Here is a 13,789-nt window from a genome sequence, read left to right as displayed (position 1 = left end):
AACTGCGGCCTTTGTTCACCGGCGGCTCGGTCACGGCGGGCAATGCCTCGGGCGTCAATGACGGGGCGGCGGCGCTGGTTCTGGCCTCCGAGGCAGGCGCGCGCCGCCACGGCCTGACCCCGATCGCGCGGGTGCTGGGCGGGGCTGCGGCGGGCGTGCCGCCGCGCGTGATGGGCATCGGGCCCGCGCCTGCGGCACAAAAGCTGATGGACCGGCTGGGGCTGACGCCCGCCGATTTCGACGTGATCGAGCTGAACGAGGCGTTCGCGGCCCAAGGTCTGGCCTCGCTGCGTCAGCTGGGGATTGCGGATGATGACCCGCGCGTGAACCCGAACGGCGGCGCCATTGCGCTTGGCCATCCGCTTGGCATGTCGGGCGCGCGCATCACCGGCACGGCGGCGCTGGAGCTGCGCCTGACCGGCGGGCGCCGCGCGCTGGCCACCATGTGCATCGGCGTGGGCCAGGGCATCGCCATCGCCGTCGAGCGGGTCTGAGGGGGTCAGCCCGGCCCGGACCTCAGATCCGGGCCGGGCGCCACTCAGAACCGCAGCGCAGCGGTCACGCTGACGGTACGGCCCGGCTCGTTCAGCGGCGCGATGCTGGTGAAATCGGCACCATAGGTCGCGCGGTCGGCATAGCGCTTGTCAAACAGGTTCGCGACCTCGCCCCGGATCGTCAGATCGGACATCTGCGGCGGGACATATTCGACGAACAGATCGACAACACCGTAGCCCGGCAATGGCCGCTCGTCATCGGCGGCGCCTTCGTGGCTGTAGGATTGCGCCGCCTGAATGCCGCCACCAAAGGCGAAGGGGCTGCCCGCAGGGCCATGCTGAACCTCCAACGCAAAGACGCCGCCAAGGGGGGTGCCGTAATCCTGCGCGGCAAAGCTGCTGGCCGGGGCATCGTCGACGCGGACCTTGCTTCTGGAATAGCTGGCGCGCAGGAAGCCCTGCTGCCAGTCATAGGTCGCGCCCAGATTGAAGCCCCGGCTTTCAAAGTCGAAATTCCGGACTGCCCCGCGCGTGACATTGCGCGCGTCATCCACCTGCGTCACGAACATCTCGCCATCCAGCCGCAACGTGCCTGCGTCATAGTCGAAACCGATCGTCGCGTTTCTGGCCCGTGACGCCGCCAGCCCCTCATAGCCGGTGAAGCCGTCAAACAGGAAATTGTCCTCCAGCACGATGCCGCCAAAGACGGATGAGACGCCGCCGCGCAGACGCAGGCCATCGCTGGCCTGCCATGCCAGCGAGGCATTGCCGCTGGCGCCCGACACATCGCGCCCGGTCCCGTCGATGCCGGTAAAGTCCTGCCAGTCATAGCGCAGCCCGAACGAGGTCGAGATCACATCCCCCGGTTCCAGCCGGGCCTGCACATAGACGCCGGTATTGCGCGCGCGTTCGGTCAGGGCCGGGATGACATCGTCGGAATAGGTGCTGCGGCGGTCGTAATGGTCCACACCCACCGTCACCGTGTCGCGGTCGCTGAGGTGAAAGCGGTTCTCGATCTTGCCGTTGCGGTTTTCCGAGGTGCCGTCGCTGCGCCGGATCGCCGCGAAATCGGGCTGATCGACCCTGATCCCCACGCGCGAGCGCCCGAACGACACGGTCGGGTCCCACATTCCCTGCGCCTGGGTGTTGGTATAGGTCAGGGCGATGGTGTCGCGGCTCGTGTCATAGCGCCGCTGCGGCGTATAGGGCCGCCCGCCGGAGGCATCGCCGATATTGGCGCGCGAGCGGCGTAGCGCGTCATCCTTCATCCGCTGGCCCGACAGCACAAAGCGGTGGCCGTCCGGCGTCTCATAGGCCAGCTTCAGCAGCGCGGATTGCAGATCGGCCGCCGTCCCGCCCAGCACATCGCCGCCCCCGACCTCATAGTCATCGCCGGTTGCGGATTTCAGATAGCCCAGCCACTCGACCCCCTCATGCTGCCCGGCCAGCGTCAATGAGCGGCCAAAGGTGCGGCCATTGTCGGCATAGGACAGGCGCGCAGCCCCGCCCACCGTGGCGCCATCGCGCAGGATGTCATCTGCATCGACCGTCTCCATCACCACGGCACCGGCCAGCGCGTGCGGCCCGGCATCGGCGGCAGCGATCCCGGCATCGACGCGCACGAATTTCATCAGCCCCGGATCGAAGGCATTGGCCGAGACGTGGTGAAAGATGCGATTGTTCTGCGAGACACCATCGACGGTGACATTCAGGTTCAGCATATCGACGCCGTTGACGAAAATCTTCTGCGCCACCGGAATCCCGCCCCCGACCGAGACCGAGGCGACGCCCTGAAACAGGTCGCGCAGATTGCCCATGCGGGCGCGATCCAGCTCGGCATCGGCGACATATTTGCTGGTCGCGCGGTCGGCGGCATTGCCGTCGATGTCGCGCGCGCGCATCGTGATCGGGTCGAGCATGATGACCTGAGGCGCGCCCTGAGCAGCGGCCACATCGGCCAGCAGCCCGGCCAGCGCCACGCCGCACATCAGCCGGGTCAGAAAAGCGCCACGACGGGGCGCTGTGGGCAGGGGGGAATATGCCATGAAACTACCTCTGTCAGAGTTGATGGCTGGACAGAGTCGTGGCTGCGGCGCGATTAGCACCGACAAAGACAAGGCGCAACAGGCGCCGGTCGGTCAGAAGGGGTTCAGACCGCACACCCGTTGACAAAGACGGGACATCGCCGGATCAATTCAGATCCGTGCCCGTCTGCCGGGGGCCGGGACAGCGCAGCCGACTGAGGGGGCCGGAATCATGCAGGTGGCGGAAACATGGTGAAAAGCAGGCGGATGGCGGGCTTGGCGGGCGGCGCGATCGCGTTCTTTGCGCGGGCTGTGACGGCCGTGCAGGCCGTCTGGTCCGGCAGCGACCCGACGCAGGTGCAGCAGCGCATCTATTTCGCCAATCACGCCAGCCACGGTGACTTTATCCTGATCTGGGCCGCCCTGCCGCCCCGGCTGCGCCAGCAGGCGCGGCCCGTGGCCGGGGCCGATTACTGGAACACGGGCAGGCTGCGCCGCTTTGTCGGCTGCGACGTGTTCAACGCGGTGCTGATCGCCCGCAACGGTGCCGACCGCGACACCGACCCGGTCGGCCAGATGGCGGGCGCGCTGGATGAGGGGTCGTCGCTGATCCTGTTTCCCGAAGGCACCCGCAACATGACCGACAATGTGCTGCTGCCCTTCAAGTCCGGGCTGTTCCATCTGGCCCGGACGCGGCCCGACATTGATCTGGTCCCGGTCTGGATCGAGAACCTGAACCGGGTGCTGCCCAAGGGCGCCGTGATCCCGGTGCCGCTGATGTGCCGGGTGCATTTCGGCCCCGCCCTGCGGCTGGAGCGGGACGAGACCAAAGACGCCTTCCTGCAACGATCACGCGCGGCGCTGCTGTCGCTGAGCCCGCAAAGGGGGGCGCCTGAATGAGCCATCTGCACGCGGATCTTCTGACCGTCATTGCCGGGATCGGCGGGCTTTTGCTGCTGGCCAGCCTGATCGGCTTCGTGCTGCAGCGGCGCCTGTCGCCCGACGGGCAGAACCCGGGCGTCGAGAACCTGAACGCCCGCATCCGGGCCTGGTGGGTGATGGTGATCGCCATCTCGCTGGCGTTTCTGGCCGGGCGCACCGGGGTCATCATCCTGTTTGCGCTGTGTTCGTTCGCGGCGCTGCGCGAGTTCATGACCCTGACCAATGCGACGCGCGCCGATCACCGCACGCTGGCTGCGGTGTTTTTCATCGTGCTGCCGGTGCAATATGTGCTGATCGGCATCTCGTGGTACGGGCTGTTTTCGATCTTCATCCCGGTCTGGGTGTTCCTGCTGCTGCCGATCGTCTCGGCCCTTGCCGGGGACACGCGCAACTATCTGGTCCGGGTGGCGGAAATGCAGTGGGCGCTGATGATCTGCGTCTTCTGCGTGTCCCATGTGCCCGCCCTGCTGAACCTGAACATCCCCGGCCACGAAGGGCGCGGCGTGCTGCTGATCGCCTTTCTGGTGATCGTGGTGCAACTCAGCGACGTGCTGCAATATGTCTGGGGCAAGCTGATCGGGCGCCACAAGATCGCACCCGGCCTGTCGCCCTCGAAGACGGTCGAGGGGCTGTTGGGCGGCGTCCTGAGCGCGACGCTGATCGGCGCCAGCCTGTGGTGGATGACGCCGTTCTCGCCGCTGCAAGCCGCCGGGATGAGCCTTGCGATCACCCTGATGGGGTTCCTGGGCGGTCTGGTCATGTCCGCGATCAAGCGCGACCGGGGCGTCAAGGACTGGGGCCACAGCATTGCGGGCCATGGCGGCTTTGTCGACCGGCTGGATTCGGTGATCTTTGCCGCGCCGGTGTTTTTCCACCTCACCCGCTATTACTGGAGCCTGGGATGATCCGCGCCCGCGCCACACGGAGGTCATGATGCCCGAGACGCAGAACCGCCGCCCGCTGGCCAGCCGCAATACGGGCTGGGCCGTCAGAATATCGCGCTGGCTGGTGGGCACGGGGGCGACGCCGAACCAGATCTCGGTCGCGGGGATGGCGGCGGCGCTGATCGCGGGCGGCTGCTTCTGGGCGGCAGGCGGGGCCACCGGCGGCGCGCGCGCGGCGCTGTTGCTGGCGGCGGCGGCGTTCGTGCAGTTGCGGCTGCTGTGCAACCTGTTCGACGGCATGGTCGCGGTCGAGGGCGGGCGGGGCGCGCCCGATGGCGGCTTCTGGAACGAGTTTCCTGACCGCGTGTCGGACATGCTGATCCTGATGGGCGTGGCCCTGTGCGTGCATGAACCGGCGCTTGGCTGGGCCGCGACCTCATTCGCCTTTCTGACCGCCTATCTGCGCGAGTTGGGCGTCACCTGCCGCGCGGGTGCGGATTTCGCGGGCCCGATGGCCAAGCAGCATCGGATGGCGCTGGTGACATTCGCGGCCCTTGCCAGCCTGACCGAGCCGTGGTGGACGACCCAGGGTCAGGTCCTGACCCTCGCCCTGTGGGCCGTGGCGGTCGGTGCCGCTCTCACCGCGGCGCGCCGCGCCGTCCGGCTGGTGACAAAGCTGCGCGGCGGCTGAGGGCCCGTTGACGCCTCGTCGTGCTGCAACGGCAGGGGCGGCCTGCACCGCCGACAAGGCAGCGACCGCCCGCCTGGCACCAGCAGATGCACAGCCGCGCGCCCATCGCCCTGAAACCCGAACTCGTCTGTCGAGAAGGGGCGGCGCGGAATGACCTGCACACGGGTCAGGCGCCGGAGGCGGGCATGTCTGTGCGGTACAGGAACTCTGTCCCCGGCTGAGGCGTGGCGCTGACCTGCTGCCCCGGACGGAAGGTGCGGCTGCCCTCGGTCCGGGCGACCAGCGTGCCAAGGCCGGGCACATCCACATGAATGATGGTGTCCGCACCAAGCCGTTCGACATGGCGCACCGGCCCGGTCCAGCGCCCGTCGCTGTCGGAAATCACCAGATGCTCGGGGCGGATGCCGTAGATGTCGCAGCCCATCTGCCGCGCGACATCACCCTCGAACAGGTTCATGCGGGGCGAGCCGATGAACCCCGCGACAAAGGGCGTGGCGGGCCGCTGATACAGGTCCATCGGCGTGCCGACCTGTTCGATCCGCCCGGCGTTCAGCACGACGATCTTGTCGGCCATGGTCATCGCCTCGACCTGATCATGGGTGACATAGATCATCGTCGCGCCCAGACGCGCATGCAGCTCGGTCAGCTCCAGCCGCATCTGGCTGCGCAGCGCCGCATCGAGGTTGGACAGCGGCTCGTCGAACAGAAACACCTGCGGATCGCGCACGATGGCGCGTCCGATGGCGACGCGCTGGCGCTGACCGCCCGACAGGGCCTTGGGCTTGCGCTCCATCAGCGGGGCCAGCTGCAGGATCTCGGCCACGGCATCCACCTTCTGCCGGATCTCGGCCTTGGGGCGCCGCGCCAGCGACAGGCCAAAGCCGATATTGTCGCGCACGCTGAGATGCGGATACAGCGCGTAGGACTGGAACACCATGGCGATGCCGCGCTTTGAGGGCTCATCATGGCTGACATCGCGGCCGCCGATGCTGATCTGCCCCGAGCTCTGATCCTCCAGCCCCGCGATCATCCGCAGCAGGGTGGATTTGCCGCAACCCGAGGGGCCGACGAAGACGCAGAATTCGCCCGGCTCGACCACAAGGTCGATGTCCCGGATCACCTCGACCGCGCCATAGCTTTTGCGCAGGTTGTTCAGTTCGACGCGCGACATTGCCTATCCTTTCACCGCGCCCGAGGTCATCCCGGCGACGATCTGGCGATTGAAGAAGATGAACACGATCAGCGGCGGGATCGTGACCAGCAGAATGTTCATGAACAGCAGGTTCATCTGGCTGACGAACTGGCTTTGGAAATTATACAGCGTCAGCTGCACCGTCACGTTCTCGCGTCCCGGCAGGTAATACAGCGGATGGGTGAAATCGTTGAAGATGGCGATGGACTGCACGACGATCACGGTCACGGTGACGGGCCTGAGCAGCGGCAGGATCACGCGGAAGAACACCTGCAGGGGGCGGGCGCCGTCGACGATCGCCGCCTCGTCCAGATCGCGCGGGATCGAGGCGATGAAGGCGCGGAACAGCAGCACCGTAAAGCCCAGCCCGTAGGCCACCTGAATCAGGATCATCCCGTGCAGGGTCTTGAACAGGTTGATCTCTTGCAGCAGCCAGATGGTGGGCACCACGGCGGGCGGGATCATCAGTCCGGTCAGCACGAAGGCATAGACAAAGCTGCTGAACCGCGACGGGCGGCGTTGCAGGACATAACCGACCATCGCCCCGAAGATGACCAGCAGCGTCACGGCGCCAACCGTAATGACGGTCGAATTGAAATAGGCCAGCAGCAGCATGTAATCGCGCGCCTGCACCACATCCGTCAGGTTGCGCCAGAACTGCCAGGTCTCGGGCAGGCTGAAATCCAGCCGCGCCGATTCCGCCGCCGATTTCATCGCATTCAGCGCGACAAAGATGAACGGGATCACAAAGATCACAAAGGCTGCCGCAAAGGATACGGCGCCGATGACATATTGACGGGGCCTCATATGTCCACCTGTCGTTTGTTGAACCAGTAGGTCAGCGGCGCAATGATCAGGGCAATCAGGATGAACAGGATGACATTGCCTGCCGTCGACAGGCCCCAGAAGCCGGACTGATATTGCTTGTAGATCACGCTGGCCAGAACATCGGACGAAAAGCCGGGGCCGCCGCGCGTCATCGCCCAGACCAGATCGAACAGCCTCAGCCCCGAAATCAGCGACAGCATCACCACGGTCGTCGTGGCGGGCCAGACCAGCGGCACGGTCACGCGCCAGAACTGCTGCGTGCGGGTGGCGCCGTCGATGCGCGCGGCCTCGTAATAATCGGGGCTGATCGTGGCCAGCCCGGCGATATAGATCAGGGTGGCCAGCCCCACCCCGCGCCAGACATCGACCAGCGCCACCGAGAACAGCGCCAGCGACGGGTTGGTCAGCCATCCCGGCCCGCTGATGCCGATCCATGACAGGGCCACATTGATGGCGCCATGCGTGGGGTGCATCATCTCCTGAAACAGCAGTCCGACGCCGATGGTCGAGACCAGCACCGGAAAGAACACGACCGACCGCAGCAGGCTCTGCCCCCAGATCCCCGAGGTCAGCAGCACCGCCAGCAACAGCCCCAGCACGGTTTTCAGCAACGATGTCACCACCGCAAAACCCACCGTGTTCACCACGCCGCGCATCAGGAACGGCTCGGAGAAGAACTGGACGTAGTTGTCGAAGCCGGAAAAGCGCGCCTCGAACGGGTCCCAGATCGTCAGGCTGAAATACAGCGAGGCAATCGTGGGCAGGATGAACAGCACGACAAAGACCGACAGCGCGGGCAGCATGAACCAATAGGGGTAGTTCGATTTTCGTTTCATATCAGGCCCTTCGGGTGATGAACGGCCCGCCTTGAACACGGGCCGTCCGCATGAACCGGCGCCGGGTTCACCAGTTCGGCAGACCAAGCTGACGCGCCTGCTTGGCCACATCGCCATCATAAAGCTCTGCCGCACTTTGCGCGTCGCGGATGCCCGAGCCCACCTCGACCGTCAGCTGCTCCAGCGCCGGGCCCTTGACCGGCGACAGGAATTCCAGCGCCGGGGCGGTGCGGCCCTCTTGCGTGAAATAGGGCAGCATTCCCGCCACCGCTGTGGGCACATCCTCGGGCAGGGTGCAGCCCTCGATCAGGTAGGGACCACCGGCGCCGACGCTGTCGGTGATGATGTCGCAGGCTTCGGGAGAGGCCACGAAATTCACGAAATCCTTGGCGATCTCGACATTGTCGCCGCCCTTCCTGACGAAATAGCCGTTCGGCATCCAGACCGTCAGCCCGTTCTGATCGGCCACATCGCCCGGCTGCGCGAAAAAGCCGACATCGTTCTGATCCTCGGGGTGGTTCTGCTGGATCGCGGCGATTGCAAAGGTCAGCATCGGATAATGCGCCGCCTCGCCGGTGGCGACCATGCGCAGGCCGTCATTATAGGTGGCGGCCCCGAAATCGGCGTTGAAATAGCCCGCCTCATAGGCCTGCTGCAACCGTGCAAACCCCTGCATCGCCGCCGGCGTGGTCGCGTATTTTGCCTCGTTTGCGGTATACATTTCCGCAAAATCGGGTTCCTGCGTGTGGACGTTGAAATAATCGGCCAGAATGAACAGCTGCGAGGTCCAGGGATCGCGATAGGTCTGCGCGATGGGGGCCACCTGACCGTCCGCCGCAATGGCCGCGTTGTTCTGCATGAAGGCCTGCCATGTCAGGGGGATGTCCAGCCCAAGGCGGTCATAGGTCGGCACATGATACAGGATTCCGCCCCCCATCGCGGCCTTGTGCGGGACGCCATAGACATTGCCCTCGGTGTCGGACACGGTCAGCGTGTAGCTGTCAAAGATCGCGCCAAAGTTCGGAATGTCGTTGACCGGCTCCAGCGTGCGGGCCGGGCGCAGCGCCTGCAGCAGCGCGCCTGCGTTGTAGGAAAACAGATCGCCCATCTCGCCGGTGGCAAGGCGGGTCTTGACGACATTCTCGCCCTCGCCGCCGCCCGGTCGGGTCTCGATGTCGAAACGCACATCCGGGTTGCGGGCGCTATAGGCCGCGGTCAGCGCCTCGGTGATGGCGATCGTGTCGGGGTTGTTGTCGATCAGGATCGACAGCTGCTGTGCCGCCGCCGCCCCCGATGTCAGGGCCAGCGCCGCCGTCAGCGCCGTCAGGCCGGTTGTCCTTGTCGTCATGTCTTCTCTCCCTTGATGGGCCGGACCTCCTCGTCCGGTTCCCGTATGCCGCGTTCAGAGGTCGAAACGGATCGTGTGACGGCCCGAAGGGACCGGCCCCTCGATGCTGGGGTTTTTCAGCTGCCCGGCGGGGATCTCACCCGTGCAGCCCTCGGGCAGCGTCACGGTATAGGTCACGCGGCTGCCCTCGATCTTCCACGCCGCCTCGATCCGGCCATGGCGGCAGTCGTGCCACATCGACACCTGCCCCAGTCCGGGCAGGATGGTCGGGCACAGGCGCACGCGGTCAAAGCCCGGCGCCTCGGGCAGGGGTCGCACGCCCGCGACATCCTCGAACAGCCACTGGCAGACCGCGCCATAGGCATAGTGATTGTAGCTGTTCATCATCGGATCATAGATCGTGCCATCCTCGCCAATGGCGTCCCAGCGTTCCCAGATCGTGGTCGCGCCCCGCTCGACCTGCCACAGCCAGCCCGGCACCTTGCGGTTCAGAAACACCTGTTCCGCCAGATCCACCATGCCCAGCCGGGACAGCGCAGGCAACAGCGCGGGCGTTCCGATAAAGCCGGTGCCGATCAGATAGCCCGCATCCTCGATGACGCGGCGGAAATAGGCTTTCGCCGCCTCGGCATGCTGATCCGGCACGAGGTCGTAAAGAAACGCCAGCGCGTAAGAGGTCTGGTCATGATGCGCCAGACGCCCGGTTTCGGAAAAGTATTCCCGCGCGAAGGCGTGACGGATGATTGCGGCGCGGGCGTCGAGGCGGTCGGCCTCGGCCTCTTCGCCGATGATCCGCGCAATCCGGGCCGCAAGCGCCGTGGAAATAGCATGATACAGCGTCGCCGCACAGTCATCCGACACGGTGGGGCGCGGCTTGCGGTTGTCGCCCACCGGCTGCAGCCAGTCGCCGAAGGTAAAGCCCTTTTCGCCCCAGACCGAATGCGGATGGATGATCGGCCCGTCCGAAATGCTCCACAGATAGTCGAGCCATTTCAGCATGGCCGGAAAGCACTCGCGCAGCACCTCACAGCGGCCATAATGCAGGTAAAGCTGCCACGGGATGATGACGATCGCATCGCCCCAGCCGGTCGAGCCCGCCCAGTCCCCCGGCGCCTTTGACTGCGGGCGCCGCGTCGGATCTGGCGAGAAATGCGACACGCCGCCGTCAGGGCGCTGGTCGTGGATCACATCACGCAGGTATTTGCGCAGGAAATCCTCGCAATCGGCCAGCCAGCAGGCGGTGCCCGCAAAGACCTGCGCATCGCCGGTCCAGCCAAGACGTTCGTCGCGCTGCGGGCAATCGGTCGGGATCTCGATGAAATTGCCGCGCTGCGACCAGATCGTGTTCGTCACCAGCCGGTTCACCGGGCCGACGCCGCATTCGAACCCGCCCGCGATCTCGGGCACCGATGTCACCGGCACCGAGACGATGTCGGTCACCTGCGCATCGCCGGTGATCGCTATCCGCGCATAGCGAAAGCCGACAAAGGAAAACACCGGCGCCCAGACCTCTTCGCCCTGCCCGTTCAGCACATAGGAGAACGCAGCCCGCGCCTCGCGGTAGTTGCGGTTGTCAAAGCTGCCATCCTTGTCCAGCACCTCGGCATGGTCGATATACAGCCTCGCGCCTGCCGCGCCCCTGACGCTGATCCGCGGATAGCCCGCCGCGTTCTGGCCGAAATCATGGACCATGCGCCCCTGATCATCCCGCCAGCTTTTGACAGGGGCTATCGGGGGCAGTTCGATGACGGCGCGCGCCTCGTGCGGGACCAGCAGGCCGGTGTCAAAGGACAGCGCCTTGACCCCGTGATCCGCCTCCAGCTGCGCAAGACGGGCATCGTGATCCTCGCCCCAGTAAATCCCGGATTTCGTCACCGGCAGCAGCCCCGACACCCAGCCCTCGGAGGTCGACAACACCGGCTTCCCCCCGACCACCAGATCGGCGATCGCGGCAATCCGGTCGCCCCATGTGTCGGTGATCTTGATGTCGCGCCACAGCAACGTCGACCGGTACCAGCCATCGCCCAGCCAGATTTCGATGCGGTTGGTCCCCGCGCGCAAAAGCCCCGTGACGTCATAGCTTTGATAGGCGATGCGGTCGTCATAGCAGGTCCAGCCCGGCGTCAGAACGTCATGGCCCACCCGCTGCCCGTTGATGAAGGCGCGATAGAGGCCCTGCGCCGAGATGTGCAGCACAGCCTCGCCACCGTCATGCTGAACGCCGTCATACTGAAAATCACTGGCAACAAAACTCGCCCGCGTCCCCGCACCGGCATCCGCCAGCGGCGCGATCATCTGACCTGCCCAGTCCCGCCCCGGCCTGCGTTCACGCAGCAGGGGTCGCCCGCCGTCGCGGGTGTTTGCAGCAATATTCATATGTCCTCCCCCCGCCCGGTCAGACGCCCTCCGCGACCGGACATTCGTTTCGTATATCGTTTCGCTTCGTATATCGTTCTACGTAAAACATTATACGAAGCAGATTGTCTGGCAAGGGGTTTGTCCCTATCTTTTTTCATCAGGACAGGAGCGCCCGCGATGCCGCCGCAGACGACCAAGGCGAAAGTCACGATCCGCACGGTGGCCGAAGATGCGGGCGTCTCGGTTGCCGCCGTGTCCAAGGTGCTGCGGGATGCCTATGGGGTCAGTGATGCCCTGCGTGCCAAGGTTCTGAAATCCATCGAGACGCTTGGCTATCGCCCGAACATGGCCGCCCGTGGCATGCGCGGCAAAACCAGAACGGTCGGCATTCTGCTGGTCGAGATGGCCAACCCGTTCCTGAGCGATGTGATCGCGGGCATCGACCAGACGCTGAAGGCGCTGAACTACCGGACCATGATCGGCGTCGGAGAGGCGCAGGAGCAGCTGGAAACCTCGCTGATCGAGACGATGATCGACTTTCAGATGGACGGGCTGATCCTGATTTCGCCGCATCTGGGATCTGCGCCGATGGCGCGGGCGGCGGGCGGGATCCCGATGGTCGTCATCGGCCACCACGAACCCGTGTCGCAGGTCTTCGACACGGTCAATTCCGACGACCGCGCCAGTGCGAAACTGGCGGTCGATGCGCTGATTGCGCGCGGGCATCGTGCGATCACGATGACCAGCCTGCACCACCAGCGCCTGAGCGATCATGACGTCGTCTTTGAACGCGAGGCGGGCTATGCCGACGCGATGCGGGCCGCCGGGCTGGACCAGCATCTCAGCATCCTGCGCCTGCCGGACCGGACCGCGCAGATGGATGCCGACATGCTGGCGCTGCTGCGCGCACCCGACCGCCCCACCGCCCTCTATTGCTGGAGCGATCTGCACGCCGTTCCCCTGATCAACATGGCCAGATCGCAGGGCATCCGCGTGCCCTCGGATCTGGCCATCATCGGCTGCGACGACTCGCCCCCGGCGCGGATGCAGCTGGTCGACCTGAGCAGCATCAATCAGGACGGTCCCCGACTGGGCGAGATCGCCGCGCGCACGCTGCTGTCGCGGATCGAGGGGCGCCGCGTCCCGGAACATATCCTGATCGCGCCCCGGCTGGTCGTCAGGTCCAGTATCTAGCGCCCGACCCTGACCTTGCGGCCCGCCCATGGACATGCCCTGTTGCACGACCGCATGTTGATGGTCTCTGGTGAGGGGGTGTCTGCTTGAAAAAGGATCTGATCGCTGATGTCAGTCACTGTCCGCCCGCTTGGCCCCGATGACGAAGAGGCATGGAAGCCGCTCTGGCGCGCCTATCTGGCGTTCTATGAGACCGAGCTGCCCGACGAGGTTTATTCGGTCACCTTTCAACGGCTGACCGACCCTGCGCGCCCCGCGCAGTTCGGCCTGATCGCCGAGATGGAGGGCCGCGCCGTCGGGCTGGTGCATGTGATCGTGCACCCCCACAACTGGCGCATCGAGGATGTCTGTTATCTGCAGGATCTGTTTGTCACCCCCCCGGCCCGTGGCACCGGCGCGGGGCGGGCGCTGATCGAGGCGGTCTATGCCGCAGCCGATACCATGGGCGCGCCGACCGTCTATTGGACGACGCAAGAGTTCAATCACGCCGCACGACAGCTCTACGATCGCATCGGCAAGGTGACCCCCTTCATCAAATATCAGCGCTGAGCGCGTCCCCGCCTGCCTGTGCGTTCCGCCTTGCAGATGCCGCGTGCCTGCAAGGCGGAACGCACAGGCAGGCGGGGCGCGGACCAGCTCGCGGGTTCCCGGCATCAAGCTGCACACGACGCTGGTGGCGGTCATGTCCGGGGTGCCGACGGTCTGTCTGCACCCCGTCGCCAAGGCCCGCGCCGTCATGAGCGCGGCCGGATGCGCGGGTCTGGCGCTGGCGCATGACGATCGCCGCCTGATGTCGCTGATCAAAGCGGGCCTGCCGCCCCCGTCGCCCGCCCCGATCGCACAACTGCGCGGCGAAGCCTCGGCCGCCATGGTGGCATTCGGCCAGCGGATCCGGGACGATTTCCGCAATGCCCGGCCCGCCCGCATGCGCGCGCGGGCCGCCTCACCGGCCACACCGGGCGACTCTGTCGGGATGGGACAGTCCTGAACGCGCGCAG

The 13,789-nt window shown here is 65.7% G+C and carries 12 protein-coding genes and 1 pseudogene; 7 read left to right on the top strand and 6 right to left on the bottom strand.

The genetic code is table 11. The features are described from left to right. Window positions 1–494: pseudogene (locus ACK41U_RS06280) on the top strand (3-oxoadipyl-CoA thiolase); the annotation flags it as partial. A gap of 44 nt (window positions 495–538) precedes the next feature. Here ACK41U_RS06280 and ACK41U_RS06275 read toward each other — a convergent pair. Then, window positions 539–2,539 (bottom strand): TonB-dependent receptor plug domain-containing protein, encoded by a 2,001-nt coding sequence (locus tag ACK41U_RS06275; RefSeq protein ID WP_409677362.1) that lies wholly within the window; start codon window positions 2,537–2,539, stop codon window positions 539–541. Window positions 2,540–2,767: 228 nt separating this feature from the next. Between ACK41U_RS06275 and ACK41U_RS06270 the strand changes: the two genes are divergently transcribed. Genes ACK41U_RS06270 through ACK41U_RS06260 form a run of 3 tightly spaced genes read left to right on the top strand, consistent with a single transcriptional unit; the run spans window position 2,768 to window position 5,035 of the window. Further along, window positions 2,768–3,418, top strand: coding sequence for a lysophospholipid acyltransferase family protein (locus tag ACK41U_RS06270; RefSeq protein ID WP_409677360.1), 651 nt, complete (start codon window positions 2,768–2,770; stop codon window positions 3,416–3,418). Next, complete coding sequence (locus ACK41U_RS06265; protein WP_409677358.1) at window positions 3,415–4,365, top strand: phosphatidate cytidylyltransferase; 951 nt, start codon at window positions 3,415–3,417, stop codon at window positions 4,363–4,365. The genes ACK41U_RS06270 and ACK41U_RS06265 overlap by 4 nt, the downstream gene beginning before the upstream one ends. A gap of 28 nt (window positions 4,366–4,393) precedes the next feature. After that, window positions 4,394–5,035 (top strand): CDP-alcohol phosphatidyltransferase family protein, encoded by a 642-nt coding sequence (locus tag ACK41U_RS06260; protein WP_409677356.1) that lies wholly within the window; start codon window positions 4,394–4,396, stop codon window positions 5,033–5,035. 166 nt (window positions 5,036–5,201) lie between these two features. Here the strand turns inward: ACK41U_RS06260 and ACK41U_RS06255 are convergent, their stop codons facing one another. From ACK41U_RS06255 to ACK41U_RS06235, 5 genes are all read right to left on the bottom strand, one after another. After that, a complete protein-coding gene (locus ACK41U_RS06255; protein ID WP_409677352.1) occupies window positions 5,202–6,206 on the bottom strand; it encodes an ABC transporter ATP-binding protein in 1,005 nt (334 codons plus the stop codon). Between the two features lie 3 nt (window positions 6,207–6,209). Continuing rightward, entirely contained in the window at window positions 6,210–7,034 is an 825-nt protein-coding gene (locus ACK41U_RS06250; protein ID WP_409677350.1) for a carbohydrate ABC transporter permease, read from the bottom strand. Next, window positions 7,031–7,891, bottom strand: coding sequence for a carbohydrate ABC transporter permease (locus ACK41U_RS06245; RefSeq protein WP_409677348.1), 861 nt, complete (start codon window positions 7,889–7,891; stop codon window positions 7,031–7,033). Before ACK41U_RS06245 ends, ACK41U_RS06250 begins: the two co-directional genes overlap by 4 nt. 67 nt (window positions 7,892–7,958) lie before the next feature. Beyond that, the gene (locus ACK41U_RS06240) at window positions 7,959–9,239 is read right to left on the bottom strand and encodes an ABC transporter substrate-binding protein (RefSeq protein WP_409677346.1); all 1,281 of its coding nucleotides are present in this window, start codon (window positions 9,237–9,239) and stop codon (window positions 7,959–7,961) included. A 54-nt stretch (window positions 9,240–9,293) separates the two neighbouring features. Beyond that, window positions 9,294–11,615: a family 78 glycoside hydrolase catalytic domain gene (locus ACK41U_RS06235; RefSeq protein ID WP_409677344.1), complete on the bottom strand. Its 2,322-nt coding sequence runs from the start codon at window positions 11,613–11,615 to the stop codon at window positions 9,294–9,296. A gap of 159 nt (window positions 11,616–11,774) precedes the next feature. Between ACK41U_RS06235 and ACK41U_RS06230 the strand changes: the two genes are divergently transcribed. The 3 genes from ACK41U_RS06230 (at window position 11,775) to ACK41U_RS06220 (ending at window position 13,779) form a co-directional block, all read left to right on the top strand. Further along, on the top strand, window positions 11,775–12,791 hold the full coding sequence (locus tag ACK41U_RS06230) for a LacI family DNA-binding transcriptional regulator (RefSeq protein WP_409677342.1): 1,017 nt from the start codon (window positions 11,775–11,777) through the stop codon (window positions 12,789–12,791). 108 nt (window positions 12,792–12,899) lie between these two features. Further along, complete coding sequence (locus tag ACK41U_RS06225; protein WP_409677340.1) at window positions 12,900–13,340, top strand: N-acetyltransferase family protein; 441 nt, start codon at window positions 12,900–12,902, stop codon at window positions 13,338–13,340. 43 nt (window positions 13,341–13,383) lie between these two features. Next, window positions 13,384–13,779: a hypothetical protein gene (locus ACK41U_RS06220; protein WP_409677338.1), complete on the top strand. Its 396-nt coding sequence runs from the start codon at window positions 13,384–13,386 to the stop codon at window positions 13,777–13,779. The last annotated feature ends 10 nt before the right edge of the window (window positions 13,780–13,789 follow it).

Origin of the sequence: Paracoccus sp. (in: a-proteobacteria), from assembly GCF_046289755.1 — a bacterium.
Lineage (GTDB): Bacteria > Pseudomonadota > Alphaproteobacteria > Rhodobacterales > Rhodobacteraceae > Paracoccus.
The sequence above is the reverse complement of the archived record's forward strand: the minus strand, read 5'-3'. Positions and strand labels throughout refer to the sequence as shown.

Bases quoted from the DNA above. Each gene is read 5' to 3' on its own strand.
- ACK41U_RS06260 (WP_409677356.1), top strand. From the start codon at position 4,394: ATGCCCGAGACGCAGAACCGCCGCCCGCTGGCCAGCCGCAATACGGGC.
- ACK41U_RS06265 (WP_409677358.1), top strand. From the start codon at position 3,415: ATGAGCCATCTGCACGCGGATCTTCTGACCGTCATTGCCGGGATCGGC.
- ACK41U_RS06250 (WP_409677350.1), bottom strand. From the start codon at position 7,034: ATGAGGCCCCGTCAATATGTCATCGGCGCCGTATCCTTTGCGGCAGCC.
- ACK41U_RS06255 (WP_409677352.1), bottom strand. From the start codon at position 6,206: ATGTCGCGCGTCGAACTGAACAACCTGCGCAAAAGCTATGGCGCGGTC.
- ACK41U_RS06230 (WP_409677342.1), top strand. From the start codon at position 11,775: ATGCCGCCGCAGACGACCAAGGCGAAAGTCACGATCCGCACGGTGGCC.
- ACK41U_RS06245 (WP_409677348.1), bottom strand. From the start codon at position 7,891: ATGAAACGAAAATCGAACTACCCCTATTGGTTCATGCTGCCCGCGCTG.
- ACK41U_RS06225 (WP_409677340.1), top strand. From the start codon at position 12,900: ATGTCAGTCACTGTCCGCCCGCTTGGCCCCGATGACGAAGAGGCATGG.
- ACK41U_RS06275 (WP_409677362.1), bottom strand. From the start codon at position 2,539: ATGGCATATTCCCCCCTGCCCACAGCGCCCCGTCGTGGCGCTTTTCTG.
- ACK41U_RS06270 (WP_409677360.1), top strand. From the start codon at position 2,768: ATGGTGAAAAGCAGGCGGATGGCGGGCTTGGCGGGCGGCGCGATCGCG.
- ACK41U_RS06235 (WP_409677344.1), bottom strand. From the start codon at position 11,615: ATGAATATTGCTGCAAACACCCGCGACGGCGGGCGACCCCTGCTGCGT.
- ACK41U_RS06240 (WP_409677346.1), bottom strand. From the start codon at position 9,239: ATGACGACAAGGACAACCGGCCTGACGGCGCTGACGGCGGCGCTGGCC.